The sequence below is a fragment of the Gemmatimonadaceae bacterium genome, assembly GCA_035606695.1.
Taxonomy (GTDB): domain Bacteria; phylum Gemmatimonadota; class Gemmatimonadetes; order Gemmatimonadales; family Gemmatimonadaceae; genus JAQBQB01.
Genome location: DATNEW010000026.1, coordinates 1 through 25,936 on the forward strand (window position 1 = coordinate 1; position 25,936 = coordinate 25,936).

The 25,936-nt window shown below is 64.1% G+C and carries 30 protein-coding genes; 26 read left to right on the forward strand and 4 right to left on the reverse strand.

What is annotated here, in order from left to right; translation table 11 throughout:
• Positions 1-407: 407 nt before the first annotated feature.
• From VN706_10990 to VN706_11000, 3 genes are all read right to left on the reverse strand, one after another.
• Positions 408-1,379, reverse strand: a complete 972-nt coding sequence (locus tag VN706_10990; protein HXT16146.1) for an IS5 family transposase — start codon at positions 1,377-1,379, stop codon at positions 408-410.
• 123 nt (positions 1,380-1,502) lie between these two features.
• Positions 1,503-2,639: a sensor histidine kinase gene (locus VN706_10995; GenBank protein ID HXT16147.1), complete on the reverse strand. Its 1,137-nt coding sequence runs from the start codon at positions 2,637-2,639 to the stop codon at positions 1,503-1,505.
• Between the two features lie 367 nt (positions 2,640-3,006).
• The gene (locus tag VN706_11000; GenBank protein ID HXT16148.1) at positions 3,007-3,483 is read right to left on the reverse strand and encodes a hypothetical protein; all 477 of its coding nucleotides are present in this window, start codon (positions 3,481-3,483) and stop codon (positions 3,007-3,009) included.
• A gap of 209 nt (positions 3,484-3,692) precedes the next feature.
• On the opposite strand from VN706_11000, the gene VN706_11005 reads away from it, so the two are divergent.
• The gene (locus tag VN706_11005; protein ID HXT16149.1) at positions 3,693-3,938 is read left to right on the forward strand and encodes a hypothetical protein; all 246 of its coding nucleotides are present in this window, start codon (positions 3,693-3,695) and stop codon (positions 3,936-3,938) included.
• Between the two features lie 223 nt (positions 3,939-4,161).
• On the opposite strand, the gene VN706_11010 is transcribed toward VN706_11005, so the two are convergent.
• Complete coding sequence (locus tag VN706_11010) at positions 4,162-4,335, reverse strand: hypothetical protein (GenBank protein ID HXT16150.1); 174 nt, start codon at positions 4,333-4,335, stop codon at positions 4,162-4,164.
• Between the two features lie 771 nt (positions 4,336-5,106).
• Between VN706_11010 and VN706_11015 the strand changes: the two genes are divergently transcribed.
• The 25 genes from VN706_11015 (at position 5,107) to VN706_11135 (ending at position 25,877) form a co-directional block, all read left to right on the forward strand.
• On the forward strand, positions 5,107-6,003 hold the full coding sequence (locus VN706_11015) for a uroporphyrinogen-III synthase (GenBank protein HXT16151.1): 897 nt from the start codon (positions 5,107-5,109) through the stop codon (positions 6,001-6,003).
• Positions 6,003-6,974 carry a cysteine synthase A gene (gene cysK / locus VN706_11020; protein ID HXT16152.1) on the forward strand — a complete coding sequence of 324 codons (972 nt, stop codon included), beginning with the start codon at positions 6,003-6,005 and terminating at the stop codon, positions 6,972-6,974. The genes VN706_11015 and cysK overlap by 1 nt, the downstream gene beginning before the upstream one ends.
• Positions 6,971-9,250: a nitrite/sulfite reductase gene (locus VN706_11025; GenBank protein HXT16153.1), complete on the forward strand. Its 2,280-nt coding sequence runs from the start codon at positions 6,971-6,973 to the stop codon at positions 9,248-9,250. The genes cysK and VN706_11025 overlap by 4 nt, the downstream gene beginning before the upstream one ends.
• Complete coding sequence (locus tag VN706_11030) at positions 9,247-9,921, forward strand: hypothetical protein (protein ID HXT16154.1); 675 nt, start codon at positions 9,247-9,249, stop codon at positions 9,919-9,921. The genes VN706_11025 and VN706_11030 overlap by 4 nt, the downstream gene beginning before the upstream one ends.
• 433 nt (positions 9,922-10,354) lie before the next feature.
• Entirely contained in the window at positions 10,355-10,705 is a 351-nt protein-coding gene (locus VN706_11035) for a hypothetical protein (GenBank protein ID HXT16155.1), read from the forward strand.
• A 281-nt stretch (positions 10,706-10,986) separates the two neighbouring features.
• A complete protein-coding gene (locus VN706_11040) occupies positions 10,987-11,352 on the forward strand; it encodes a hypothetical protein (protein HXT16156.1) in 366 nt (121 codons plus the stop codon).
• Between the two features lie 19 nt (positions 11,353-11,371).
• Positions 11,372-11,941, forward strand: coding sequence for a shikimate kinase (locus tag VN706_11045; protein HXT16157.1), 570 nt, complete (start codon positions 11,372-11,374; stop codon positions 11,939-11,941).
• A gap of 482 nt (positions 11,942-12,423) precedes the next feature.
• On the forward strand, positions 12,424-12,888 hold the full coding sequence (locus VN706_11050) for a hypothetical protein (GenBank protein HXT16158.1): 465 nt from the start codon (positions 12,424-12,426) through the stop codon (positions 12,886-12,888).
• 247 nt (positions 12,889-13,135) lie between these two features.
• Complete coding sequence (locus VN706_11055) at positions 13,136-13,795, forward strand: hypothetical protein (GenBank protein ID HXT16159.1); 660 nt, start codon at positions 13,136-13,138, stop codon at positions 13,793-13,795.
• The gene (locus VN706_11060; protein HXT16160.1) at positions 13,792-14,040 is read left to right on the forward strand and encodes a hypothetical protein; all 249 of its coding nucleotides are present in this window, start codon (positions 13,792-13,794) and stop codon (positions 14,038-14,040) included. Before VN706_11055 ends, VN706_11060 begins: the two co-directional genes overlap by 4 nt.
• 82 nt (positions 14,041-14,122) lie before the next feature.
• Positions 14,123-15,331, forward strand: a complete 1,209-nt coding sequence (locus VN706_11065; GenBank protein HXT16161.1) for a GrpB family protein — start codon at positions 14,123-14,125, stop codon at positions 15,329-15,331.
• A gap of 77 nt (positions 15,332-15,408) precedes the next feature.
• Positions 15,409-15,771 (forward strand): hypothetical protein, encoded by a 363-nt coding sequence (locus tag VN706_11070; protein ID HXT16162.1) that lies wholly within the window; start codon positions 15,409-15,411, stop codon positions 15,769-15,771.
• A gap of 75 nt (positions 15,772-15,846) precedes the next feature.
• On the forward strand, positions 15,847-16,797 hold the full coding sequence (locus tag VN706_11075) for a hypothetical protein (GenBank protein HXT16163.1): 951 nt from the start codon (positions 15,847-15,849) through the stop codon (positions 16,795-16,797).
• A 461-nt stretch (positions 16,798-17,258) separates the two neighbouring features.
• Entirely contained in the window at positions 17,259-17,729 is a 471-nt protein-coding gene (locus VN706_11080) for a hypothetical protein (GenBank protein ID HXT16164.1), read from the forward strand.
• A gap of 212 nt (positions 17,730-17,941) precedes the next feature.
• Entirely contained in the window at positions 17,942-18,517 is a 576-nt protein-coding gene (locus VN706_11085; protein HXT16165.1) for a hypothetical protein, read from the forward strand.
• Positions 18,518-18,602: 85 nt separating this feature from the next.
• Positions 18,603-19,163, forward strand: a complete 561-nt coding sequence (locus VN706_11090; GenBank protein HXT16166.1) for a dihydrofolate reductase family protein — start codon at positions 18,603-18,605, stop codon at positions 19,161-19,163.
• A gap of 2 nt (positions 19,164-19,165) precedes the next feature.
• Entirely contained in the window at positions 19,166-19,660 is a 495-nt protein-coding gene (locus VN706_11095) for a hypothetical protein (GenBank protein HXT16167.1), read from the forward strand.
• A 127-nt stretch (positions 19,661-19,787) separates the two neighbouring features.
• Complete coding sequence (locus VN706_11100) at positions 19,788-20,264, forward strand: GNAT family N-acetyltransferase (GenBank protein HXT16168.1); 477 nt, start codon at positions 19,788-19,790, stop codon at positions 20,262-20,264.
• A 66-nt stretch (positions 20,265-20,330) separates the two neighbouring features.
• Positions 20,331-20,885: a hypothetical protein gene (locus VN706_11105; GenBank protein HXT16169.1), complete on the forward strand. Its 555-nt coding sequence runs from the start codon at positions 20,331-20,333 to the stop codon at positions 20,883-20,885.
• A gap of 1 nt (position 20,886) precedes the next feature.
• Complete coding sequence (locus VN706_11110; GenBank protein HXT16170.1) at positions 20,887-21,297, forward strand: DUF120 domain-containing protein; 411 nt, start codon at positions 20,887-20,889, stop codon at positions 21,295-21,297.
• 500 nt (positions 21,298-21,797) lie between these two features.
• On the forward strand, positions 21,798-22,544 hold the full coding sequence (locus VN706_11115) for an SDR family NAD(P)-dependent oxidoreductase (GenBank protein ID HXT16171.1): 747 nt from the start codon (positions 21,798-21,800) through the stop codon (positions 22,542-22,544).
• Positions 22,545-22,564: 20 nt separating this feature from the next.
• Positions 22,565-23,824: a cation:dicarboxylase symporter family transporter gene (locus VN706_11120; GenBank protein ID HXT16172.1), complete on the forward strand. Its 1,260-nt coding sequence runs from the start codon at positions 22,565-22,567 to the stop codon at positions 23,822-23,824.
• An 83-nt stretch (positions 23,825-23,907) separates the two neighbouring features.
• Positions 23,908-24,843: a hypothetical protein gene (locus VN706_11125; protein ID HXT16173.1), complete on the forward strand. Its 936-nt coding sequence runs from the start codon at positions 23,908-23,910 to the stop codon at positions 24,841-24,843.
• Positions 24,840-25,145, forward strand: coding sequence for an ATP-binding protein (locus VN706_11130; GenBank protein ID HXT16174.1), 306 nt, complete (start codon positions 24,840-24,842; stop codon positions 25,143-25,145). The genes VN706_11125 and VN706_11130 overlap by 4 nt, the downstream gene beginning before the upstream one ends.
• Positions 25,146-25,196: 51 nt before the next feature.
• A complete protein-coding gene (locus VN706_11135; GenBank protein HXT16175.1) occupies positions 25,197-25,877 on the forward strand; it encodes an isoprenylcysteine carboxylmethyltransferase family protein in 681 nt (226 codons plus the stop codon).
• Positions 25,878-25,936: the final 59 nt, after the last annotated feature.

Sequence of the window (25,936 nt, forward strand, 5' to 3'; positions counted from 1 at the left end):
TTGGAGCCGACTCCACGTGCATTTCACTCCGAAACACGGCAGCTGGCTGAACCAAGCCGAACTCGAATTGAGTCTGCTCAGTCGTGGTTGCCTCGGTCGCCGTCGGCTCGACACGTTGCACCAACTCCGCGCCGAGACCAAGCCGAGACCAACGCATGGACGACGCGAGCGCATGAGGCCCGGACCAAAATCCAATGGCGCTTCACACGCAAAGACGCCCGCCGCAAGTTTGGTTATCAAACGAAACTCTCTAGCCGGTCAAAGACCTAGCTAGGGAAGGTCTGAACTAAGAGTGTTTTTGAACAGCGGAGTCGCGGTCGCGGCGAGATGAGGCAGTGGACAGGCGTCGTGCCGCCGCCGTGTGGAGCGAGCGGCGGTTGCGCCCGCCGGAGCGCCCGTGCGCGACGCTACGAGAGACACGTCGCCGCCCGCGCGCCCAGCCGGTATCGCATCAGGTACAGATTGGCGAGCGCAAACGCGGCGAACGCACGCACGGTGTTCTTGGCCAGGCCTCGGTAGCGCACCTTCATGAAGCCCCAAAGCGTCTTCGCCACGTGGAACGCGTGCTCGCCACGAGCGCGCACCCGCGACCGCGCCCGGTTGATCTGACGCCAGCGCTCCGGAATCGGATGATGCGGCGTGCCGCGCCGATTCACGCGATAGCGAATACCGGCGGCTTCGCACAGCTGCCGATCGCGCTCACTCCAGTACGCCCGGTCGCCGTAGAGCGCGCGTTCTTCGCCGTGCAACAGATGCGGGAGCTGCGAGACATCCATCTGCGCCGCGTCGGTTACGTGCAGTGCGTGCACCAGCCCCTGACGATCGGTTCCCACGTGGACCTTCATCCCGAAATACCACGTCTTTCCCTTCTGCGCCTGCTTCATCTCGGGATCGCGCGTCTTCGTCGCATTCTTCGTCGAGCTCGGCGCGTGGATCATCGTTGCGTCGACAATCGTGCCCGCTTTAAGCACGATACCGCGGGTCCCGAGCAGGTCGTGCACCGCGGCGAAGATCGCCTCGGTCAACTGGTGGCGCTCGAGCAGATGTCGGAAGTGGAGAATGGTCGTCTCGTCGGCAAACGCGTCCTCGCCCAGGTCGACGCCGACGAAGCGTCGCATCGTCTCACTGTCGTAGAGCGCGTCTTCCGCCGCGGGATCGGAGAGATTGAACCACTGCTGCAGGAAATAGATCCGGAGCATCCGCTCGAGGGGCATCGGCGGGCGCCCGCGCTTGCCGCCGGTCGGATAGTGTGGGGCGATCAGCGCGGTCAGCGTCGCCCACGGAATCACTGCATTCATCTCGGCGAGAACCTGCTCGCGGCGGGTGACTTTTTTCTTTCGCGCCCAGGCTTCACCGGCGAACGTCCGCTGCTCTCCCATGACACACGCTCCGCAAAACGAGTGAGGGCTTCGCTGCGCCAATACCGCAACACGGCCCTCGACACGCAAGAGAAAACGCTATTAAATCAGACTTTCCTTAGCGAAGTCCGCAGCCGGGGTTGATCAGTCGCCTCCGACGTGACGCGGCAACGACACCGTGAACGTCGTGCCTTCGTTTCCTTGCGACCGCACGTCGATCCTACCGCCGTGAGCCGCGACGATGCGCTCGGCGATGTACAGCCCGAGACCCAAATGCCCATCCGCTGAAACGGGCTGGCCGTCTGGCTTGAGCCGCTTGACGGGATCGAAGAGACGCGGAATCTCTGCCGCGGGAACGACGCGGCCAAAGTTGTGCACGATCATTCTCACTTCGCTTTCGCCGCCTTCCACGTTCACCCGCACGGGCGTGCCAGGAGAGCCGTGCTGGATGGCGTTGGTAACGAGATTCGCCAGCACTTGGCTGATGCGGGCCGCATCCCAATTGCCGCGCAGCGTGCCGGCGGTCGTGAGGTGCACAATGCTCTCCGGGTTGGCAGCGGCCGCTTCCTCGACGGCGTGGCGCGCGACCTCCCCCATGTCCATCTCCGTTCGGACAATGGGAACTCCTGGACCAAGCCGGCTCTGAGTGAAATCCAGCAAGTCACCGACCAATCGATTCATTCGCCGAGCGCTTCGAAGCGATCCAGTCGCCAGTGCAACGTCCTGCTCCTTGAGTTCCCGACGCTCGAGCATGAATTGCGACGACATGATGACCGCGTTCAACGGCGATCGTAGGTCGTGCCCAAGAATCGCGATGAAGATCTCCTTGGATCGGTCGAGGTCGATCATGAATCGGGTAATCGACTCGGCGGTAGCCTGATCGATCGCTTCGTTGAACCGGGTGAGGTCCTCCAGGTCTTCGCCGCTGAGCACGCCGCTCGCGTCCGTCCACAGGCGGATGATGCTGGCCCTCAGGGCTCGGTACTCCGATACCATCTCACTGAGAGTAAACCCGGAGGCGGCACGCACTGCTCCGTGGGTTTCCGCGGGAGTCGGCGAGCCAGACGAAACGGGTGCGTTGCCTTTCGCCTTTTCGGCTTGTTCGTCGTCGGTTTGACTGGTCTCCAAATCTCGGACAATCGTTTGCAGCATTTCCGAGGCGTGATCGCGAAGCGCGGTCAAATCCATCGACTTCCCCGCCAGCCCGGTGTGGCTTGCGAACGTGACCCACTCGGCGAGAATTGGTTCGGTGTTCGCTTTGATGAATTCCGCGAGTCGCAGAGTGCCTCCGTTGGCAGGAAACGGCGCGTGGAACTGGCAAGCCTAGTGCGTCGGGATAATAGCGCCCAGGATGATTTGGCCGCCACCTGGCGACTCAGCGCGGTTCTCTCGTGGTTCGAGCGACCTCAACAATGCAGCGGCGTTAGCCCGTCACTCGCGGTACCTGCTCGGCCCGCGACGACGTCGCTCTTCCGAATGACACTGCAACGTGGTTCGGCCCAAAAGTCCGCCGCTCGAATTCCGTGACATCGATTGCAGCGGCAACGGGGAGGCCGTGCTTCATCGCGGCTGGCGTCCCACAATGCGACAGCGCCGAAGATCAGTACTCTTCGGCGCTGTAGAGTCACAGGCACGTTCCGTACGACCGTCACGCACCGCCAGACAGGACCCACCGGGCGATGCTGGCAATCGACACAATCGCACCGACAGGGGGAACTTTGGTCTGAAGCTCACCGGCGCGAACGCAGAGGCAGAGGACATACGCGCTGGATACGTTGCCGAGTTCTGAGGGGACATCTGCCGCGACGTACAGCGTCGAAGATACTTCGGTGAGGACGAGACCATTGCGCACGACCCGAAACAACAGCGGACTGCCGCCCATGTCGCTCGCGCTCGCCCACGCGATCAACACCGTGTCGCTGTCATTCCTGACGTCGCCGATGACGATCCGGCTCGCGTCCGCCGTTCCGCAGTGCGATCGCGCCTGCACGGCGCCGCCGACCCGCTCCAGCACCGTGCTGGCGACGATGCAATGCGCGCCGTGAATACTCACCAGGAACCGACTCGTCACATCGGCATCGGGCACAACGCCCGAAACGACCGATTTCACCGGCGTGGCTTTCATGGATCCTCCTTGAGGCTCTACGCGACTACGGCTTTGCAATTAATTGTCCAAACGGTGTGAGTATGCTTAAATAATCGCTTGGTAATTTAAACAACTGTAATTCTGTAACGTACGATACAAGTGTCATGATCGAGCCGATGGACAGTCCCGCGAATTCGCGGGCAAGCGGGACGTCAGAGTGACCGGTATTCGCTGCGCGAGTGTGCGTCGTGCCTGTTCCCATCGCCGTCTTCACGCGTCCGTCGGTTCCGAAGATCGCGTTTTGCACCAGCCGCGGGCGTGAAATCGCCGTGGATCGAAAGCACCAGCGCGCGCTTCCGGGCGAGAGCATGCAGCTCGACGCGAAGAAGCGACTCGGTTCGAATCTGCGTCCTTCTTCAGTCTGGCTGCCGCCGTCATGCTGCGGTACCGGACCGGTGGTGCCCACGACGTTGCACGTTTGCGGCCGTGCATGACAGGAATGATCGAAGGATCGAGCAGTACTCAGCATCGCTTACATATTAAAGTTGCTTTAATGTTCGCGAGTGGGGCGGCCGCTCGGCCTTGGCATCTTGTCGCGCACCAGACGGCGTGCCGCACGGCACCGCCGGCCGAAGATCAATACTGCTCTAATAAAACTCTAATACAACGATCGCCGTAAGTGTCGTGTCCACGCAGAGACGGCCTTGACGGGCATGATCATCCCTGAGATGAGCGATGCGATCGAATCGCAAAGTGGCGCAGCGTGAACCTCGGACGCAACTCTGAGAGCATGGTCATCGACGATGGCACAGCCGGATAACCGACGAGCACCGTCGCCGCATAGACGATGGTTCCTGCGGGCAGTGCTGCTCCGAGGAGCACCTTGATCACGGCGAATCCCGCGGCTGTACTCGACGGTGCGCCTCGCTTCTCCGGGTACGAGCAGCTCTTGGCAAGCTCGCGCGGCGAAAATGGCAAAGACGAAGCCGGAAGCACGCGGCGCGGAATGCGCCGGGCCACGCGCGCTGTTCTCATTAGACGTCTGTGCAACATAGCTCGGGCGTCAGAGAGCCCACGGATCACTCCGTGATTCACTCATCGGCCCGAGTGATGCGGCTCTCTCTCGCGCACATGTACCTACGTCGTAGATGCATTGAGGCGTGGCCGATCTGCATCTCGAGCGAGAACCGACGAAGGCGCGCGCCAACATGAAGACGCACGGCATCAGGTTCGATGAGGCCGAGACCGCCTGCTACGATGACTACGCGGTCGCTTTTTGAGGATGGAATGGGACGCACGAGACGGTGGCCGCGTCGCCCTGGCCTCCGTTGACGCGAAATGAACCGTTGCACATCGCTGTCCGGCGCGCTATGGTTTGATCAACTCTCCATATCTCGTGATCACACACCGCACTGACTCAGACGCTCGGTCTTCCCTGACCGCGACCCGCCTCCACGGCGGGACGGTGTGTTGTCGTGCCGCGCAGAGCGCCGCGTGTTGTTGTTGTTGCGCGGTCCTCTGTTCCGTATCCGCCACGCGGCCGACGAGCAGCCATACGCCCTAGCGTAGGCTCGCATCGCAAGAAGAGCACACTCTCGGCCGCTCCCACGAGCGGCCGTTGTGTTTCTGGTCGCTCTTCAACGACATCCTCGCGAGGCCCACATGTCACGATCGCTGCACGGAATCACGGTTGCCCACTTCGAGGCGCGACACGAGGCAGAGCTGAACGGTTTGATCGCGCGCCACGGCGGAGTACCGCGTGCGGCGCCGGCGCTCTCGGAGACTCCGATCGCCGCGGGAGAAAAAGAGCTCGCGGTGTTCGACGGGCTGGCGTCAGGCGCCTTCGACGTCGTCGTCCTGCTGACCGGCGGCGGAACGAGGCGACTCTTCGAGGAGGCGGCGCGCGCATGGCGCCTCGGCGCCGTGATGTCGGCGCTGCGTCGCGTGACCGTCGTCGCGCGCGGACCAAAGCCGGTGCCGGTGCTCCGCGAGCACCAACTCAGGGCCACGCATGTCGCGCCGGCGCCGCACACGTCGAGCGAGCTCCTCGCCACGCTCGAGACGATTCCCGTCGCGGGCCGGCGTGTTCTCGTCGTCAACGCCGGCGAGCCGCTCGAAGAGCCGTCGGGTTCGCTCCGCGTTCGTGGCGCGGACGTCGTCGAGCTACAGCTCTACGCGTGGACGCTGTTGCCGACGGATGCGGGCCGAATCGATGAATTGATCCGTGAGATCGTCGCGGCCAGAATCGACGCGGTGCTGTTCACGACGCAGGTCCAGGTCCGCCACGTCTTCGAGGTCGCGGCGCGGCGCGGCATGCGCGAGGCACTTCTGTCCGCGCTGCGCGAGCATGTGCTCATCGGCGCGGTCGGTCCGACCGTCGCGCACGCACTCGCGCAACTCGGGCTCGATGCCGACGTCGTGCCGGACCATCCGAAAATGGGTCAGCTCGTCGTCGCGCTCGCCGATCACGTTACCACGCGTGCGCCGCGCGAAGCCCGCAAAGCGGAGCCGATTGTCGATTACGTCCAGGCCGTGTTGAGCGGACGAGGAGGCTTCTGATGCCGGCGACATTAGGGATCTCTAAAGTCGCGCTCGCGCGGCAGCTCGGCGCCGGCTACGGCATCGACGCAACCATCGGACGAACGCCGGTCGTGAAGCTCGATCGCGTCGTCGAGCCCGACATGGCCGAGGTTTGGGTGAAGCTCGAGGGGATGCAGCCCGCCGGCTCGATCAAGGATCGTACGGCGCTGGGCATGATCGTCGATGCCGAGCAGCGCGGCATCCTGCGTCCTGGCCACTCGATCGTCGAGCCCACGTCCGGCAATACCGGAATTGGACTTGCCCAGGTCGCCGCGGCGCGTGGGTATCAGCTCACGCTCTGCTTGCCGGCACAGATGAGCGATGAACGCAAGCGAACGCTTCTCGCCTTCGGAGCGAAGCTCGTGCTCACGGATCCCGAGCGTCGAATGCTCGCGGCCATCGAAGAGGCCGAGCGGATTGCGGCGGAGACTGGCGCATGGATGCCGAATCAGTTCTCGAATCCGGCGAACCCGCGCGTGCACTACGAGACGACGGGTCCCGAGCTGTGGGCCCAGATGAACGGGCGAATCGACGCCTTCGTGTACGGATCCGGCACCGGCGGCACGATCAGCGGCGTCGGCCGCTTTCTCAAGGAGCAATTCGCCGACACGCTCGTTGTCGCGGTCGAGCCGGCGCGATCGCCCGTTCTCTCCGGTGGCGAGCGCGGACAACACCAGTTCCAGGGCATGGGTCCCGGGTTCATTCCGGCGAATCTCGATCGCACCGTGATCGACCGCGTCGTGCAGGCGTGGGAGGAAGATGCCTTTCCGCTCGCGCGTCGACTGGCACGCGATGAAGGATTATTCGTCGGCATGTCGAGCGGCGCGATCGTCTGGGCGGCGCTCGAGATTGCGCGCGAGCTTGGGCGCGGGCATCGCGTGGCCGCGATCGCTCCCGATTCGGGCGCGCGGTATCTCACGACGGCATTGTTCGCGGAGACCCAGCCATGAGCAACGAGCGCGCATCGTGGCGTGACGTACTCGCCGACAAGATTCCGTCCGCCGTGGCGGACGAGATCGATCTGTTCGAGAATCAGATGGAGCTTCGCAAGGCCGGCAAGCTCGAAGAAAAGGTCTTCGCGGAGCTTCGGCTTCGTCGCGGCGCCTATGGCCAGCGCTACGACAACGGCAAGCGATACGACGGCGTGCGCACGCAGGAGATTCCGTTTCCGCGCCGCGGTCTCACGAAGGGGCCGGACACCGAGTTCGACGCGCCGGGGATGCAGCGCATCAAGTTTCCGTTCGGCAAGCTCACGGCGGAACAGCTCGAGGTCCTCGCCGACTGCGCCGAAGAATACTCGAACGGCATTCTGCACATCACGACGCGGCAAGACGTTCAGCTGCATTTCGTCGACATCGAGGACACGCCGGACATGCACCGGCGGCTGGCGAGCGTCGGGATCACGACGCGCGAGGCGTGCGGCAACTCCGTGCGCAACGTCACCGGATGTCCATATGCCGGCATCTGCCATCACGAAGCGTTCGACATCTCGCCGTACGCGAACGCCGAGATGCGGTTCCTGCTCGGGCATCGCGACGTGCAGGACTTCGGGCGAAAGTTCAAGATCGCGTATTCCGGATGCGCCGCCGACGCGCTCGGCTGCGGCCGGGCGATGATGCACGACCTCGGCTTCATCGCGGCCGTGCGTACGATCGATGGACGCGAGATGCGCGGCTTTCGCGTGGTCGTCGGCGGCGGGCTCGGACCCGTGCCGCACGTCGCGAAGGAGCTGTACGATTTCCTGCCGGCGTCGGAGATGTTGCCGATCTCGCAGGCGATCGCGCGCGTCTACGCGCGACACGGCGAGAAGCGCAACCGGAACAAGGCGCGCATCAAGTTTCTCGTCGCTCAATTGGGGCTGGACGAGTTCAAGCGTCTGGTCGAAGCGGAGCGCGCGGTGCTCGAGCCGGATGCGCAATGGACCGAGCTCGCGCCGGCCGGCGCTCCGGTGTCGGAGTCGCTTCCATCGCCCGTCACCGATGGACTGAATGCGCCGGCGCCGGGTTTCGAGGAATGGCGACGCACGAACGTCTACACCCCACGACAGGAAGGATTCGTCGCGGCGCTGATCAATCTTCCCTTGGGTGACCTGACGGCCCGGCAGGCGCGGCGACTCGCCGACATCGTGCGCACCTACACGGCCGACGCCCTCCGAACGACCGCCGATCAGAATGTCCTCCTGCGCTGGATTCATCGCGAGGACCTGGCGGCGGTTTATAATTCTCTAAAAGACGCGAAGCTCGCGCTCAACGGCGCAATGACGATCGCCGACGTGACGACGTGTCCCGGGACCGATACGTGCAAGCTGGGCATCGCGAGCTCGCGCGGCCTTGGCGCCGAGCTCCGCCGGCACCTCGATGAACGCGCGCTGCAGTTCGATCCCGTCGTGAAGGACGTGCACGTGCGCGTGAGCGGCTGTCCCAATTCGTGCGGCTTGCACCACATTGGCGATATCGGGTTTTACGGCTCGAGCCGCAACGTCGGCGCCTACAAGGTGCCGCACTTCCAGGTGATCCTGGGCGGATCTCTGGAACGCAACGCCGCGAACTATGGCTTGGCGATCGGCGCGGTGCCGTCGAAGCGCGCGCCGGAAACCGTCGATCGGTTGCTGGGCTTCTACGCCGCGGAGCGAACGAATGGCGAGTCCTTCCGCGAGTGGGTGCTTCGCGTCGGCAAGAAAGCCATCAAGGAACGCTTGCAGGACCTGATGACCGTTCCTTCGCATGATGAGGATCCATCGTTCTACGTCGATTGGCACGACGACCGGGAGTACACGATCGGGGACATCGGCGTCGGCGAGTGCGCGGGCGAGGTCGTGTCGCTCACGCAGTTCAGTCTCGCCACCGCCGAGAGTAGAGTCTTCGACGCATCGTTGGTGCTGGATGATGCGCAGGCGACGGAGGCCCAAGTCCTCGACGCGTCTCGCCTCGCGTACGGTGCGATCGTCACGGCGGCGCAGGGGCTGATCAAGGCGCGCAACCCGGACATCGCGCCCGATCCGGACGTGGTGTTCCGAGCGTTCAAGGAAGCGTTCGTCGACAGCGGCCTGTTCCTCGACCGATTCGTGGGAACGAGTGAGTGGCAATACTATCAGGCCGCGCACGCCGCGCGAGGCGCGGCGCGCGATCGCGACGAGGCGCGCCGCCGGGTGGAAGAGGCGCAGCTGTTCATCGAGGCTGTGCATGCGTGTTACGGACGGCTGACGGCGATGGCGGTGCCTGTATGAATAGTCTAAACAATGTGAATGATGTGAATAATGTGCATGGGACGAACGGCGCGAGCCGTGTGAATCATGGAAGACCCGTCGGGCGCGTATGTGCGAAGATCTACTCGCCGAATGCGGCGTTTCCCGACGAACGGTTGGTTCCGATCTTCCAGCAGTGGATTCGCGACGGGGCGTTCGCCGGCGTGCTTCTCGACGTTGCGGATTACACGCATGTGCCGGATGGTCCGGGTGTCGTGCTCGTAGGACACGAGACGACGTTTTCGATGGATCGATCGGATGGGCGGTTGGGGCTCGTGGCGCAGCATCGGCGGCCGTTCGCTCGGGATACTGGTGATGCTGGCGACGGCGGTGATGCCAGTGGTGGTGTGGTTGCCACGCTTCAGGCGTTGTTCGACGTCGCCGATGAGCTCGAGCGCGCGATGGTCGACGCCGATGTTCGTCTCGACCGGACGCGAATCCGGGTTGAGAGCAACGATCGGTTGCGGGCACCGAATACGGATGCGGGGTTCGCGAGCTTCGCGCCGGTGATTGCCGAGGCGGCGCGGCGGGTGATGGGTGGCGGGGAGGTTGTGGTCGAGCGTGTGGCGAATGATCGGCGGGAGCGGCTGGCGGTGGATGTGTGGGTGGTGGGATCGGCGAACCTGCCGCTTGACCAGGACGTTGGGTGGTAACACACTTCGATTACAGAATGGTAAAGGAACTCTGCGCAGCCAAGAGTCCGGCCGACGCCTACACTCGGTTCGTATTCATGAACGACGATGGGTCCACTCGCGAGCTGCTGCCCGACGAGGCAGAGTATCTCGCGATGGCCTTCCATCCTGCTGATGGTGGTCGCCCGTACATCGAGGCGGCGGCCACAAGTCGCACACCGGACGGGCGACTGGGCGGCTTTCTGCGGCGTTCTGCCCTCGAGGAGGCTCGGTCCTGAGCGCATGCCTCCACTCGCGTCTTCCTGCGCGAGCTGTGCATGAACGACCATCTCACTGACCACCACCTGACGAACGCTGACGCTGACAAGCGAATTCCTGATTGTGCCGGCGGTTGCCCGGCGATCTTATTAGAATTCCTTGCCGCTAGCTCGAGCGGTGGCCAGCGACACCCGTTATGATGAACGCCGAGATCCGCCGTGTAGAGGGCCCCGACGAGTTGTGCGAGCAGGTGCCGTTCACCTTGCGTCTGGAGCGCGCATCGCCTGGCCCCGGCGGGGCAGAGTACTGGCTTGCCCGTCTTGATTCCCCATTGACCTTCTCGAAGAATGGGCGCGCGACTCAGATCCGCTGGGTGGTTCTCGCGCCTCGCTTCCGAGGCCAGACGATCTCGTCTCGGGGTGGCGAAATCGCCGTCGGCTTGGCCTACGTGTTGGATGACGCTCAGCTTGCGCTCGAGGCGCTTGATATGAGCAAGTGCCTCTACGTAGCGATTGCCGATGCGTACATCCAGCCCGTCGCAGGCTGACGAACGGTGAAGCTGACAAGGAAGTTGATGAATTGAGCCAGGCGTCATCCTGACACTTCTGCCGGGATCGGTGCGTAGAGCTCATCGAAGGACCGTCCGCTCCGCGTCGTCCGTCGTGCCGGCTCGCCCCGTGCCGCCGCACCAGTTCCTGACATCGTCACGCAGCGCTCATTCCCGTTGAATCGTTTGAATTGTGTGAATCGTTTGCTGAACCCCCTGCGAGATCACATCGGCCGGTCGCGACACACATGACGATCACGTTGCGCACTATTGGACTCGCGATGGCTTGGACGGCCGGCTGGGCGTGGGCCTTGCTCGCCGGTGTCGGCGGTCTGATGCTGCTCGTGCACGAAGGTCCCCTGCCGATTACCAATGGTTGGTTCGCGATGTTCTCGGGCGTCGCGGCCTGCCCCCTGACGGCGCGCCTCCTCGAGCGCGGGTTCGGCATCACCGTCTCTGGCTGGCTGCAGTTCGGCGTTGCTGTTCTGATCATGATCGCCGGTCGCATCGCGGTCGTCGCGGTGTTGCACCGGCCCTTTCTGCCCGGGCCGTGGCCGCTGAGACTGGGCCTCGTTTCTCTCGTGGTCTTCGGTGGGTACTTGTGGCAGAAGCAGCGCACGTATCGCGACGCCGAGCGACGGCGTTAGAGAGCACACGAGCATCTGCGTGATTCATCTCATCGGTCCGGGTGGCGCCGGCAAGAGCACGGTGGCGCCCGTGGTTGCCGCGCTCCTCGGCGTCGCGGCGCGCGACCTGGACCGGCTCTTCGACGCCGAACATGGGAACATCGACGCGTACATCCAGGCGCACGGCTACGCTGCGTACGCAGGAACGAACGTTGAGACGTATTACGCGCACCGGCCGCAAACGACGGCGGTGTTTGCGCTCTCTTCCGGCTTCATGACCTATCCGGAGACGGCGCACCCGGCGATTGCCGAGCTTCAGCGGCAGCTTGCTCGAGCCTCGACGACCGTGCTTCTTCTGCCATCGCTCGACCGAGAGACCTGCGTGGCGGAAATCGTTCGCCGCCAACAAACGCGGCCGCTCGCAATCCGTCGGTCACCGGAGCGAGACGAGGGCGTGATTCGAGAGCGCTTCGACGTATATCAGCGACTGTCGACGCCGGTCGTGACGACCATGCAGCCGGTCGAGGCAGTGGCGCGTGACATCGTTCGTTGCATCGCGCAGCGACCGGGGGATCCGGGTTCGACGCCGGTGCTCTCTCACGAACGCTGAAGCTGAGAACCAAACCGCCGCCGCTGTCGCGCCGAATGCACGCTTCCGCAGAAACACAGCGGTGACGGTCTGCGCGTCGGGTCGTGTTTAGCCTAGATGAGGCGCTCAGTCATCGGTGTCGCCGTCGCCGCCCTTGGCGGAGTAGGATGCAGTCGTGCGACCTCGCAACTGGCACCGGTTGTCTGCCCAGCGTCGGCGCCCGCTCCGTCGGCTCTACTCGCCGACCGTTTGAAACTCCGGCCGCCGACTTCAATGTTCGGCGCGCCGTACACTCTCGTGCTCGACGAACGAATCGTCGCGGTCATTCAGGATCCAGCGGATTCCGTCGAGGTCGGTCGGGCATTCCGGTCAATTGACCCAGCCACAATCATGGCCATCGAGGTCATTCGTGCGCCTGCCGCGCGCCAACGATATCCTCGCGCCACCGGCGACGTCCTTCACATCACGCGATGCCATCCGTTGGCATCCAGCCCCTCTAATCGATGAAGATCCGATTTATTCGTGTCACTGGACTGCTGACCGCGCACCTGGTTTTCGTGGCGCCGGCGAATGGAGTCGCACAGGTGACTCACGCGTTCGCGCGTCCGTCGAATCTCGGCGCGTCTCAGCAGGTACAGCCGCGGGCTCACGCCGACAACCATTTCGCGGAGGCCCTGGTCGTGTTGTCGCCACCAGCGGATTCGGCGGCGCATACGCATCGCCAGGCGGCGATGGCCGGCGGGGCGATCGGCGCCATCGTCGGCGGGCTATCGGCGGCCGCGTATGTCCTCAACGCCACGGCTTACAAATGCACGACGATCGGACCCGCATGTCCGGACGATCCGCACACGGTTCGCCGCGTTGTCGTCATTACCACCGGAGTCGTAGTCGGGGGCCCGGTCGGCGCGTGGATTGGCCGACGGATCGGAGGCTGGCTGACTAGTTTGAGATCACGACCAGCTCTTTAACGAACGCTAAAGATGTCAAGGGGGCCTGTCCATGACCACGGCGATCAGATCGGCCTTTGCCTTCGGCGGCGCGTTCCTTCTTGCTCCCGGCGGGGGCGGCGCCCATGCGCCTGGCGTCGCAGCAACTCGCGAGGTCGAGATCGTTGCGCACGACTACGCGTTTGTCGCGCCGACGGAACTTCCCGCCGGCCAAACGACGTTTCGGTTGACGAACGAGGGAAAGGTCATCCACGAGCTCGACATCGCATTGCTGAAGAATGGCACGACATCCAACGCGGTAATGTCGGCCCTGAATACGAAAACGCCTTTGAAGGCGCTGATCGAGACGCCAGTCGGAATCCTCATGGCGCGGGCCGGCCATCGGTCAACGGCGGGTTTGGCGACACAGCTCCTCACAGGTCGGAACTATCTGCTGATCTGCCGATTCCAGGACAGCGTGGGCGCGCCGGTACACTCGCGAATGGGGATGATCGCCGTCGTTCACGTTACACCGTCCACGACCGCGGAGGTGCTGGGCGCCGCAACAGACACCGTCCGTGGGTTTGAGTATGCTTTCAAGTCGCCGCGCACGCTTACGCCCGGACGTCACACGCTCACGTTCGTCAACGCGGGCAAGGTCCCGCATGAAGTGAACGTGGCGCTGCTTCGCCCCGGCATCACCGTGGCCCAAGCCCATGCGCTGCTCGAGCGGAATGGAGACGACGATGGTTTCGTCGAGGAATGGCTGGGCGTGCTGTTCGCGCATGCCGGCGCAGCGACGGCGGGGCAGTTGCGGCTCAACCTGCTCCCGAACAGAGACTACCTGATCTCATGCGGATTGGCGAACGATGATCGCGCGCCGCCACATTTCGCGCTGGGGATGTTGGGCCTCATGCGAACGACGCGGCTACCAATGCCAAAATCATGAAGCGCTATGGCAATCGCAGCGGTCATTCGGGCGTGGCCTTCTTCGATGACGGCCCGGACTTCATCAAGGTGCAGTTCGGCGAGACTGACACCGTCGTCTACGTCTACGACCATGTCATTCCCGGCGCGGCAGACGTCGCTCGAATGAAGGCGCTGGCCGTTGCGGGGCGCGGCTTGAGCAGCTACATCAGCCAACATGTACGCGACCGATATCGGCGAAAGGAAAATCGTAGCGTTACCGACTAGTGTGCGCTGCCGAACGCCGAGCCTGGGGATCGATTCTCGTCGCCGCTAGCGACGACGTTCGACGATCCGCATCATATTCCAGATGTCTTCCGATTCCGCACCGTATCGGCCCGGCGGCCCGATCGTTCTCTGCGCATATGACGTTGCGTGGTCGAGAACGTACGACACGGCGGCGCGTGAGCTCCGCTCACAGTTGGGCGACGTCATGATGCGGGTGCATCATGTTGGCAGCACGGCTATTCCCGGCATTGCGGCGAAACCGGTCATCGATATTCTGGCAGTCGTCACGGACCTGGACGCGCTGGATCAGCGCGCCGAAAGGCTCGTCACGATCGGCTATGAAGCGCTCGGCGAGTTCGGCATTCCGCGCCGCCGCTATTTTCGCCGCAACAGTCCGAGTGGAAGCCGCACGCATCAGGTGCACGCCTTTCCCGATGGCCACGATCAAATCGAGCGCATGCTCTTGTTCCGTGACTATCTCCGTGCAACGCCGACTGCCGCACAGGAGTATGAGGCTCTGAAGTATCATCTGGCGGCGCGATCCGGCGATGCCATCCAGCAATACGCCGAGTCCAAGACGGAGTTCGTTGAAATGATTCTCTCGAAGGCGCGGATCTGGGCGAGTGAGGTCCGGGCGCCGCAGCGGCCGGTTGATGAACGGCTGAGCTTCATGATTCAGAGAATTCTCAACGCGGCTCGTCGACGATCGGAGACACATCCTCGCCCTGTTCTCATCGCGTTGGATGGCCCTAGCGGCGCCGGAAAGTCGACCGTGGCTGTAGCGCTCGCGGAGACGGCCCGTTCGGCGGGGATAAGCACGGTCATCGTTCCAGGGGACGATTTCTTCGCTGCCGACATCACGGCCGCCGAGTGGGATGCCCGTGATGCATCCGCTCGAGCGCGCGACGCCATCGATTGGCGGCGCTTGCGCCAAGACGCACTCGAGCCGCTTCGCGACGGAAGAGCGGCGGAGTGGCGGCCATTTGATTTCGCCGCGGGAGAACGTCCGGACGGCACGTACCCCATGGCTGGGGCCGTCGTCAGGCGTGAGCCCGCTCCACTGATCATTCTCGACGGTGCATACTCGAGTCGGCCGGAACTGGCAGACCTTATTGATCTGTCGGTGCTGATCGAGGTGCCAGCCCTCAGTCGCGAACGCCGGCTAGCTCAACGCGAGGCGCCCGCGTTTCTCGCGGCATGGCACGCACGCTGGGATGCCGCCGAGGCGTTTTACTTTACGCACATTCGCCCTGCAGCAAGCTTTGATTTGGTCGTTGACGGCGGTGGCTGAGACGCTCCACTCGCCTCAGTCAATCGGCTTCACATCAATGGGCGGGGCGTTCGCTTTCGCCAGGAAGAATGCGGTGTATGAAGATTCTATCGGCGGCGATCGTGGTCGTCCTCGCGGTAGCCGCAGGCGTGAGCTGCAGCGACCCAGTCACGGTCTGCGGCGGCGTCGAGGTTATCGGCTTGACCATCCCCGACACGACAACGATCAAGATGGGCGCATCGACGCTCGCCATCGCCGGCGACGATTACGGTACTTGCAGCCCTCGGCCAGCGCGCGACTTCATTTGGAGTGTCAGCGACTCGACTGTTGTCTCGGTAACGCCACTCGACTCCGTCATCGCCAGTATCCATGCTCTGCGCCCCGGCCACGCCGCGATCACGCCACGGTATCGCGCAAGCGGTATTCCGGTCCCGTCGGTCGGCGTAACGGTCGTGCCGTAGACCGATTGGCCGAGCGTCACCGGCCACTCTCGCCGGCCATACTTCACCGAGGCCGAGGCCGGCGTCGTCCCGGCCATGTCTCTCCAGCTGCTTCGCCAACCGCCCGACGCATTGCGTAACGCTGCCCGCCTTCCGACGAATGCGTCCGTCGGGGCGCCACCGGCCGACGGGCTGTTTCCCGTTGTGGTGTTCAATCACGGATACTTGTCGTACCCCGCCCAGCACAGCGCGTTGTTGCAGATCGGGCAGGCGCTGGGCGCGATCGCGGCGTACGCGGCTCCGACACGGACCGCGCAGCTCGATGCATTCCGCGAGTACGCCAAGATTCTGCGAACCATATCGGCGGGGCGGCTTGCGCCGGTCCGGCGAGACGACGTTTACTTCGTGCTCGACCGGCTCGAGGAAAACGCGATTCCCGCCGCGTCGTCGGTGGCAGCGATCGTCGATCACGAGCGCCGAGGATACATGGGCAATTCGTTCGGCGCGTACATCGCGGGAATGTTGGCGCAGGGCGACCCGCGATCGCGGGGCGTCGTCCACCTCGACGGTGGATTGTGGTCGTACGAATTAGCCGACACGGAGCTTCGCACGCCGTTTGTGACACTCGCCTCCGATGTGTGGGAAGATTTTCGAAAGATGCCGGAGCTGCCGCGCGGTATGGGCCCCGGCGTGCGCGAACCCTTGGGCCCGCAAACTCCGTCGGCGTCGGATCTCGCGTACGAGCGATTTGCACGGGCCGGACTCCGCCCCGACGGATTCCGCTTCGTGATCCCCGGCATTCGACATAGTGGCGTGTCCGATCTGCCCGAACCGGCGGGCGCTCCGGTGCTGCGTGGCAAGCTGGGGACGGAGGCCGCGCTCACCACATTCACCGCGATTCAGAATGACCTCGTGCGTGGATTCCTCGACCGTTACGTGAAAGGCGCGCCATCCGACTTTCCGGCACGCGCACTCGCCGCGCATCCCGAGCTGATCGTTCAGGACTTGAGCTGGCTTCGCGACCGGGCCGAGGCGGAGCTGCATTAGGATTCACTCATATCCCCCTCGTCCGCGCCATCTAATGAATGCCATGACCGCGACCAGCGCGCGCGGTCACGGCGCCGGCGATGACGATTGCTGACCTCGCGCCGCTGCGACGTACGCGATGCGGCTCGATGCGTGGTGCATCGCGACGCTCCGCGCGTACGGGCAAACGCTCCCATGACCACGATCTGACGGTGTTGCGCAGGCTTTGCCCGCCCCTTCTATTTGGTCCGCTTGCGGCTCAGCGACGCGTTATGCGAAGATCAACTCGGAGCGGACATGGGACAGTTTTTCACGGCGGTGAAGCGCGGTCTCCAGGCAATGGGCGAAGCGCCGACCGGCGAGCGTACTCGGTGGCCGGGGAGGCGGTGGGCTGCGGCCACTGCGGAAATCGGCTGAGCTGATCTCGCCGCCGGATGATCGCTGGGAATGGTTCCGCAACATGCAACGTGGCAAGGAGTGTCATGGCAGTCTGGCAAGTGGAGTTCGCGATTATTCCACGGGGTGCGTTCGCGAGCACCGTTCGCATACCGCTCTCGCGGCTCCTCGCTACCGACTGGTGGGCCGCCGAGCGGCTGCCGTCCGGTCATGAGCGACACCTGAGCGGGCTGGCTACGTCCGGAGCTTCCCCGACCGCAAATGTGCAAACGTGGGGTGAGGCGGATGGCAATCGAATCGATCTGTGGATGGAGAAGGGAAAGCCCGCCCGGATGACTGCATGCGTCGACGTCCGTCGCCTCGACGCCACGTTCAGCGCCAAGTTGCTCCAGTTTGTGCGGACGGCCGACGCGATGCTCGTCCGTCACGATGGTCTGGTGATCGAACCGTCAGTGGGTGCCTTCGGCGCGGCGCTTCGAACATCCGAGGCCTGGAAATACGCGACGGATCCAGCTGCCCATCTTGCGTCATACTCCGACGAGGGCGACTCGAAATAGGCATTGCGGTGCTGACACCAAATTTTTCGACGGACGACGCGGTCGCGTGTCCCATCTCACAACTGCGACCCGCGCATGGGCTCGCGGTGCCGCTCGGCGGCCACGAAGATGCGGATCGGCACGACGCTCGGCTTCGTACCTTACGGAACCAGCATCGCCATCCGGTTCCGCCCGATTCCGCTGAACTGAATCACCGTCGCCCGATTCAAACGATGTCTCGTCGTCTTGCGTTCGTGAGTTTGCTGTTGTGCGCGATCGGGGCTGGTGCGCGCGGGCAGGCGGCGCCCGACCCGATCTTGTGCTGGTCCACGCGGAGCTTGGGCTCGAGCCCGCATCTCGTGGTCGACCTCCGGCTCAAATCCGGCAACGGCAACCGCGTGCCGTCCGACGATGATGCCCGGGCGGTCACGGCGCTTGGCGGCACCGTGCTTCACCGGTTCAATGTGGCCGTACTCCGGGCATCGCTGGATACCATCGCACTTCGGCATCTGCTTGCTGATCGCACCGGCGGCGCCGACGTCGCATATCCAGTCGCTGATACCGCGCGTCACGATGTTCGCGTTCAGATCTTCTACGTTCGCGAGCTCACTGCCGCCGATGACTCGATGCTCGTCACGATGGGTGCGACTGGACTCCGGCGGCCTCCGAACTCTCGAAACATTTCGGTGACCGTTCCGGATTCGGTGGTTCCGGCGATTGCCCGGCTTCCCGCCGTCACCTTCGTCCGCGCCCAGGCAATGGTTTGCGCGGTCGTGGAGGGCGCCAGGACGGTGCGTCGCCCCTACTGAATCCTTCGCGACGTCGCCGCGCGGTGAGGCGGCCGTGAGCAGATGAAACGTCAAAGTCATTAGCGTACTTGAATAACCAATCCCAATGCGACCCCTCCGCTATTCCATCAACGTCACGCTCGACGGATGCTGCGATCATCAGGGCATCCCGCCCGACGAAGAACTGGTCCGTCACCACACCCGGAACCTCGAGCGGGCCGACGCGCTCCTGTTTGGCCGCGTGATCTACGAGATGATGGAGACCGCGTGGCGAGGTCCGGTTCCACCAGGAACGAGGCCTGATTGGATGGAGCCGTTCGCGCGAACGATCGATGCGGCGAAGAAGTATGTCGTGTCGAGCACACTCGACCGCGTCGACTGGAACGCGGAGCTCGTGCGCGGAGATCTCGCGAACGCCGTTCAACAGCTCAAACGAGAGCCGGGAAAGGGACTGTTCGTTTCCGGCGTGAAGCTTCCGTTGGCGCTGGCCGAGCTGGGACTGATCGACGAGTATGAATTCGTGGTGCAGCCCAGACTCGTGGGCCATGGGCCGACGTTGTTCGCGGGGCTCTCGAAGTACATCGACTTGAAGCTCGTCAGTCGGCTGGAGTTTCGCTCCGGAGCGGTGGCGATGCGCTATGAGCCGCGTCCTCCCGTCGTTCCGTGAAAATGTTCCTGCGTTCGTGTATCGCACTGTCGTTAGCACTGTCGGTCGCGTCGGTCGTGTCGGCGCAGCAGTCCAAGCCATCGGCGCAAGTCGCCGTCGTTCTGCGATTGTACGCCGACTACGCGTGCGAGGCCGTCGTTGAACCGTTCTGCGACGCGCAGCACGAGCTCGTCGACCAGCCGCGCGCCGTCCTTGCCAGGTATTTCGACGACCGTCTTGTGCGCCTGTGGTTGACCGACCGAGCCCGCGCCGTCCGCACTCGCGAGGTCGGCAATCTCGATTTTTCGCCGATCTGGGATTCGCAGGACGCCACTGGCAGCGTGGTACGCATCGTACCGACCGCGGATCCAACGATCGTCGACGCCAAGGTGTACCACGGATCGATGTCCCAGGAATCCGACCTTCGGTACACACTCATCAAGACGACCGCGGGCTGGCGGATTCACGACATCGCGCGAGGGACGGATTGGTCCCTGGTCGCTCTTCTATCGAAATAGCGGTAGCTTCTCCGTCGATGGCGCGAGGCTGCGTCTTCCACCTCATGGAAGAACACCGTGGCGCACGTGATTCCCACTTCCTGGGTCATGTTTTCGGAGCCACCATCATCGTGCAGTACCCGCGCCCTTGAGCATAGTCATACGGCCGTTCTCCCCAAGCGACGCACTCGCCGTGTCGACGCTGATCGCGGTCACGATGCGTCGTTCGAACGCAACCGACTATCCGGCCGAGCGTCTGGAAGCGCTCATCGCGTATTTCACGCCTGAAAAGCTTCGCGTGCTGGCGCAGGAACGAGACTGCCTCGTTGCGGTATCGCATGACGAGGTGATCGGAACCGCTGCTCGAGACAACGAGGAGCTCGCGACGTTCTTTGTGCATCCGGACTGGCAGGAGCGAGGCGTTGGTACGCGGTTGCTCGATGAGCTGGAACGCAACGCGCATGAACTTGGAATAAAACAATTGCGCGTCGACGCGAGCATTACAGGCGCGAGTTTCTATGAGCGTCGTGGGTATCGGCGGACCGGAGCGATTCTCGCCGGGACGGCCGGGCCGCAGATCACGTTGACGAAGGAGATAACGAAGCCATTGGATGCCGACCGTTGACGCCGGCTCACGACACGCACTGCTGACAAGAATTTATCTCTCGCCCAACTCCCACTCGAGACCCGCATGACTCCAATCGCGTTGGCGCTGCCGATACTCGCGGCCACGGTCGTGGTGTTCGTCCTGTCGATGCTCATTCAGATGGCGCCGTGGCACAAGCACGACTTCGACAACGTGCCGGATGACGACGCGGTCCTGAACGCGATACGCCAGCTCAACATTCCGCCCGGCGACTACTGCGTGCCGAGCCCGCGTCTGCCGGACGGACGGCGCAATCCCGACTTCGTCGACAAGTGGGCGGCAGGACCGAGCGTGACGATGACCGTGATTCCGCCAAGCGCGAACATGGGTCGCTACATGGGGCAATGGTTTGCGTTCACGCTGCTCGTGGCGGCGATCGCCGGCTGGGTCACCTGTACGATCGTCGAGCGTTCCAACAGCAGGCACGCGGTCTTCCACTACGGCGCGATCATCACACTTCTCTGCTATTCACTCGGCGCGTGGCCGATCTCGATCTGGTATCATCGCAAATGGTCGACCGCGTTCAAGAGCGCGTTCGACGCAATTCTGTACGGTGTGGCGACGGGGTTGGTATTCGTCTGGCTGTGGCCGAAGATGTAGCATGGCCATTCGCCTCGCCGGCCGTGTTCAACGCGGAAAGGGAGATGCATCTCGATGGCTGAGTCGCTTCAACGCCGCGTATTCCGGCAAGACCGGCATGCCCATCTTTCCTGGTTCCCTGAACCTGGCGTTGTCCGCCTCCTTCGATTGGTTCGCGCCGGAAATCGAGTCGCGAACGGTTTGGTTTGACCGCAGCGAGTACGGAGGCGAGCGCGATATTCTGCTCGTTCCGTGTGTGTTGCTCGGTCTCCGTCGCGAGCCGGGATGGCTCTGGACGCCCACCACCGCGGCCCGAGAGCGGCCGGATCCATGGGTCATTGAGATCATCGCCGCCATCAATCTCCGTCAGACCTACGGACTCCGCGATGGCGACGTGGTCGAAGTGGAGTTGGTCGAAAGATTGGAGACGTGAAATGCGCGTTATCCGGCACCTCCCTCCGGAGATTCGAACCGAGCGCCTCGTACTTCGGCGCCAACATCCCGACGACGCGCCGCTGATCAAGGCCGCCGTCGACTCGAGTCTCGCACATCTGCAATCGTCCGTTGCATGGGCGCAAACAGCGCCGGAGCCACTGCCGACTTTGGCCGCACGCCTTGCCGCGTCTGCCGCAGCATTCGACGCCGGAACTGCGTGGTATGTCACGATCCCGCGAACGTCGCGAGCGAAGGCGTCCCGCGACGACTTGGCTTTCGCTGCGTCGGACTAGTCGCTGACGCCGTGTTGCCCGGCCGTCAGGCCGCCGATGGCTCGCCCCGCCCCGAAACGAAGATCTGGGTTCTCGAACGCGGCACATAGCCGTACTTCGTCGATCGCGCATTTGCCGAGGTTCCCGTCCATAGCGATATTCGCGCGTCTCCAATCGGACTCACACCATCAGCTCGAGCTCCACAGACGGCGAGAACGCCGGCGGCGTGCCGCTGGACTTCAACGGCCGCGTCGCGATCGTCACCGGCGCCGCGCGCGGATTGGGCCGCGCCGTCGCCGAGCGATTGTACGAGCGCGGTGCGGCGCTGGCGGTCAACGTTCGCGACGCGACTCGCGCCGAGTCATTGGCGGCGTCGCTGGGCGATCGTGCACTGGCGGTGCCGGGCGACATTGCCGCCGACGGAGTGCCCAACGAGATCGTCCGCCGCACGCTCGACCGCTTCGGCCGTATCGACATCCTCGTCAACAACGCCGCCTTCGCGCGCTCGACGCGCTTTCCAAATCTCTCGGCGCAGGAATTTCGTGATGCGCTCGAGGTGAACCTCGTCGCGCCATTTCTGTTCACGAAGGCCGTGCTGCCAACGATGCAGGCGCAGCGTTACGGACGCATCATCAACATTTCCTCGTCAGCGGGCCGCATGGTCAGCACGTTGGGCGGCGCGCACTACACGGCATCGAAGGCCGGGCTGCTCGGGTTGACGCGTGCCGCCGCGAAAGAGCTGGGCAAATTCGGCATCACGGTGAACGCGGTGTGCCCGGGCATGATCGACACGGAGCTGACGCACGAGAACGCGACACCGGACCTCCTCGAGCGTCTCGCCGCGAGCTATCCCGTTCCGCGGCTCGGGACCGCGCTGGAAGTTGCCGACCTCATTTGCTTCGCCGCGTCCGAGGCGGCGGGCTACATCACCGGAACGTCGCTCGATATCAACGGCGGCGATCTGATGATGTAACATTTCTATAATACTAATATATGAAAGAAAGTACACGCGTGCTCGTGGCGTTGGGCGCCGCGGTCGGCGCCGGCGCGCTCATCGCCGCGTCGGGCAGCAAGTCGTTGCTCGGCGTGGCCGACGCGATCGCACCGGTGGGCACGCTCTGGGTGAACGCCATTCGAATGACGGTCATTCCACTGGTGGTGGCGCTCCTCATCACCGGCATCGCGTCGGCGACCGACATCGGCGCGATCGGCCGCATCGGCGGCCGGACCATCATCGTGTTCGCGCTGCTGCTGGCCGGGACCGCGGCGATCGTCGTTCCGCTCGCGCCGTCGTTGTTCGCGCTGCTGCCGCTTCCGTCGACCGCGGGGGCGAAGGCCTTGCCGGCAGGCGCCGCCGAGGCGGCGACTCAACTGGCGGCGGGCGGGCAGAGCTCGAGTTTCAGCGCGTGGCTCACGTCGTTGATTCCGTCGAATCCCATCGCCGCCGCGGCAAGCGGCGCGATGGTGCCGCTCATTCTATTCACCCTGATCCTCGCCATCGCGATCGCGCGCAGCCCCGAGTCCACGCGCACACCCCTCGTTGATTTTGCGCGCGCCCTGGGCGACGCGATGCTACGCGTCGTGCGATGGGTCGTGCTCGTCGCGCCGATCGGTGTCTTCGCGCTGGTGCTGCCGCTGGCCGCGCATCTCGGCGGCGCGGTCGCCGGCGCGATCGGCGTGTACATCGCGGCATACTCGCTCGCGAGCATCGCGGTCGTAGTGCTCGTCTACCCGGTCGTGGCGGTGTTCGGCGGATTGTCCGTCGGCCGCTTCGCTCGTGCGGCGCTTCCCGCGCAACTCATCGCGTTCAGCTCGAGCTCGTCGATCGCATCGCTTCCCGCACTGATCGAGAGCGGTGAGCGCGGGCTCGCACTCCCGAGCCGCATCACGGGATTTGTATTGCCGTTCGCGGTGTCGACGTTCAAGCTGGCCGCGCCGGTGTCGTGGACGATCGGCGCGCTGTTCGTCGGTTGGTTCTACGGCATTCCGCTCCATGCGCGCGAGCTCGCGACGGTCGCCTTCGCCGCGGTGTTCCTGGCGTTCGCGGCGCCGGGCGTGCCGCGCGGCGCGTTCATCATGCTCACGCCGTTGTTCCTGGCGATCGGATTGCCCGCGGAAGGCATTGGCATCCTGATCGCCGTGGATGCGCTGCCGGACACGTTCGCGACGGTGCTCAACGTGACGGGCGATCTCGCGGCCGCGGTGCTGGTGGCGCGGGGCGATCGCCAGTCAGCGCCGCTTGCCGAGGCGTGATCGCGCGGGCACGGGTGTACGCTGTCTGGAGGGTTCTCCATCGTGGACGTATCATTGCCGGACGTGGTCAAGAAGGAGAGAATGTGCTCACTTCGCAGTCGATTGTTGAATGGTTCGCGCCGCCCGAGCTCTCGCGCCCCGACCTCCGGCAGCGCGCGCACACGCTCTGGACCCTGTCGTGGCGGTTCTTCGCGGTGATCACGCTGCTGCTCGGCATCGCGGTCCTCATCGAACCGTACACGGCGGCTCGGCGCGCCACCACCATCGGGGCGGTCGGTGCACTCATGGCCGTGTTGCATGCGATCAGTCGCGGAGGTCGTCCCGTGGTCGCGAGTTGGATGCTCGTGACCGGCCTCTCCGCCATCGTCACGCAACGCGCGTGGGTCACGGGAGGGATTCACTCGCCCGTGGCCGTGTTCTACGTGCTCTTCATCGTCATGGCGGGCGTTCTGCTTGGACGTCGCGGTGGACTCGCGACCGCCGCGGTGTGCGCAGTCGGCGCGATTGTCCTCACCGCTGGTACGGCGTTCGCCGGGTCGGCGCCGGGAACAGGCGTCGGCTCAGCGCTCGGAGGATTTGTCTTCGCGATGCTCGCGATCGGCCTCGCGCTCATCCTGCAGGCATCGGCGACCGCGGGAACACGGCGCGGAAGTCTCGACGTCGATGCCGTTCACATGGTCGTCGGCGACATGCGGTCGCCGATGCAGATCGTGCTCTCGAGCCTCGAGGTGCTGCGGCGGCGTCTCACCGGTGAATACGCGACTGACGTCGAGGCGGCGATCGGTGGAGTCCGAAGTCTCTGCGTCGCATCACCAACTGCCTGCTCGACGTCAGCCGGCTCCAGGCGCGGCGCATGCCCATCCGGCGGTCGCTCACTGACCTGTCCGTGCTGGCGGACGCGGTGGTTTCCGTCGTCCGCGTTGCCGACCCATCGAGTGACATCGCCGTCGAAACGCGCGGCGATCCGACGTTTCACTGTGATTTCGAGCTCACGCGGCGCGTCGTCGAGAATCTCGTGAGCAACGCCGTGAAGGTCACGCGGGTCGGCGGGCGGGTGCGCGTCGTGATCTCGGGTTCGCGGGAGCGCGCGTTCATCTCGGTCACCGATGAAGGGCCGACGATTCCGATGGACCAGCGCGCTCACGTGTTCGAGCCTTATCGCGGCGACCGGCTATGGAATGCCGCGGGTGATGAGGCGTCGGGACTGAGCCTGGCGTTCTGTCGTCTCGCCGTCGAGGCGCAAGGCGGAACAATCCGGATCGAGAACGGTACGCCGCGAGGGAACGTGTTCGTCGTCGAGCTGTTGCGGTCGCAGCGGTAGCCCTCCCCGAGCTGGCCCGTAGACTCACCCGGTCCGTGTCCATCGCCACGCATGTTTAGAGTATTCGCACGGATCATCGCCGACGCACTCGTCATCGCGACCACGTTGTTCGTCGCGGCCGGCACGCTCGCCTGGCAGCGCGCCTGGATTCTTCTCGCCGTCCTCGTCGTCGTGAGGGCGTTGAGCGCGATCGCGATCTTCCGCGTCAATCCCGCCCTCCTCGCCGAACGGGCGACCGTGCTCATCCACCGCGATCAACCCTGGATCGACAAGCTGGTCCTGTTCGCCTTCATGGGGACCGCGTTCGTCGCCGTGCCCGTCATCGATTCGCTCGACGTCTTTGGCTGGCACGTATTGCCGATTCCATCCGTCCCGGTCGCGAGTATCGGCCTGCTGTTGTTCACCTTCGGTTGGATACTCATTGCCATAGCGCTTCGCACGAACGCGTTCGCGGCGACGGTCGTGCGTCTCCAGCATGAACGACAGCACACGGTGGTCGACAGCGGCATCTACGGCTTCATTCGCCACCCCATGTACGCCGGCAATCCGTTGGTGAATGTCGGTCTCAGCGTGTGGCTGGGATCGTACGCGGCGGCGCTGTTCGCGGTCGTTCCACTCGCGCTCTTGATCGTGAGGATCGGACTCGAGGAGCGGTTTCTCCGGCGCGAGTTGCCCGGGTACCATGAGTACACGACGCGCGTCCCCTACCGGCTGATTCCGCGTCTGTGGTGAACCGCGGCCGCGACTAACCCGCCGCGGTTCGCTTCCTCTCCTGAATTCAGCAAACACTA

Bases quoted from the DNA above. Each gene is read 5' to 3' on its own strand.
- VN706_11040 (HXT16156.1), top strand. From the start codon at position 10,987: ATGGCTTGGACGGCCGGCTGGGCGTGGGCCTTGCTCGCCGGTGTCGGC.
- VN706_11000 (HXT16148.1), bottom strand. From the start codon at position 3,483: ATGAAAGCCACGCCGGTGAAATCGGTCGTTTCGGGCGTTGTGCCCGAT.
- VN706_11065 (HXT16161.1), top strand. From the start codon at position 14,123: ATGTCTTCCGATTCCGCACCGTATCGGCCCGGCGGCCCGATCGTTCTC.
- VN706_11070 (HXT16162.1), top strand. From the start codon at position 15,409: ATGAAGATTCTATCGGCGGCGATCGTGGTCGTCCTCGCGGTAGCCGCA.
- VN706_11050 (HXT16158.1), top strand. From the start codon at position 12,424: ATGAAGATCCGATTTATTCGTGTCACTGGACTGCTGACCGCGCACCTG.
- VN706_11095 (HXT16167.1), top strand. From the start codon at position 19,166: ATGTTCCTGCGTTCGTGTATCGCACTGTCGTTAGCACTGTCGGTCGCG.
- VN706_11110 (HXT16170.1), top strand. From the start codon at position 20,887: ATGGCCATTCGCCTCGCCGGCCGTGTTCAACGCGGAAAGGGAGATGCA.
- VN706_11035 (HXT16155.1), top strand. From the start codon at position 10,355: ATGATGAACGCCGAGATCCGCCGTGTAGAGGGCCCCGACGAGTTGTGC.
- VN706_11090 (HXT16166.1), top strand. From the start codon at position 18,603: ATGCGACCCCTCCGCTATTCCATCAACGTCACGCTCGACGGATGCTGC.
- VN706_11135 (HXT16175.1), top strand. From the start codon at position 25,197: ATGTTTAGAGTATTCGCACGGATCATCGCCGACGCACTCGTCATCGCG.
- VN706_11105 (HXT16169.1), top strand. From the start codon at position 20,331: ATGACTCCAATCGCGTTGGCGCTGCCGATACTCGCGGCCACGGTCGTG.
- VN706_11075 (HXT16163.1), top strand. From the start codon at position 15,847: ATGTCTCTCCAGCTGCTTCGCCAACCGCCCGACGCATTGCGTAACGCT.
- VN706_11060 (HXT16160.1), top strand. From the start codon at position 13,792: ATGAAGCGCTATGGCAATCGCAGCGGTCATTCGGGCGTGGCCTTCTTC.
- VN706_11120 (HXT16172.1), top strand. From the start codon at position 22,565: ATGAAAGAAAGTACACGCGTGCTCGTGGCGTTGGGCGCCGCGGTCGGC.
- cysK (HXT16152.1), top strand. From the start codon at position 6,003: ATGCCGGCGACATTAGGGATCTCTAAAGTCGCGCTCGCGCGGCAGCTC.
- VN706_11085 (HXT16165.1), top strand. From the start codon at position 17,942: ATGTCTCGTCGTCTTGCGTTCGTGAGTTTGCTGTTGTGCGCGATCGGG.
- VN706_11030 (HXT16154.1), top strand. From the start codon at position 9,247: ATGAATAGTCTAAACAATGTGAATGATGTGAATAATGTGCATGGGACG.
- VN706_11080 (HXT16164.1), top strand. From the start codon at position 17,259: ATGGCAGTCTGGCAAGTGGAGTTCGCGATTATTCCACGGGGTGCGTTC.
- VN706_11015 (HXT16151.1), top strand. From the start codon at position 5,107: ATGTCACGATCGCTGCACGGAATCACGGTTGCCCACTTCGAGGCGCGA.
- VN706_11025 (HXT16153.1), top strand. From the start codon at position 6,971: ATGAGCAACGAGCGCGCATCGTGGCGTGACGTACTCGCCGACAAGATT.
- VN706_10990 (HXT16146.1), bottom strand. From the start codon at position 1,379: ATGGGAGAGCAGCGGACGTTCGCCGGTGAAGCCTGGGCGCGAAAGAAA.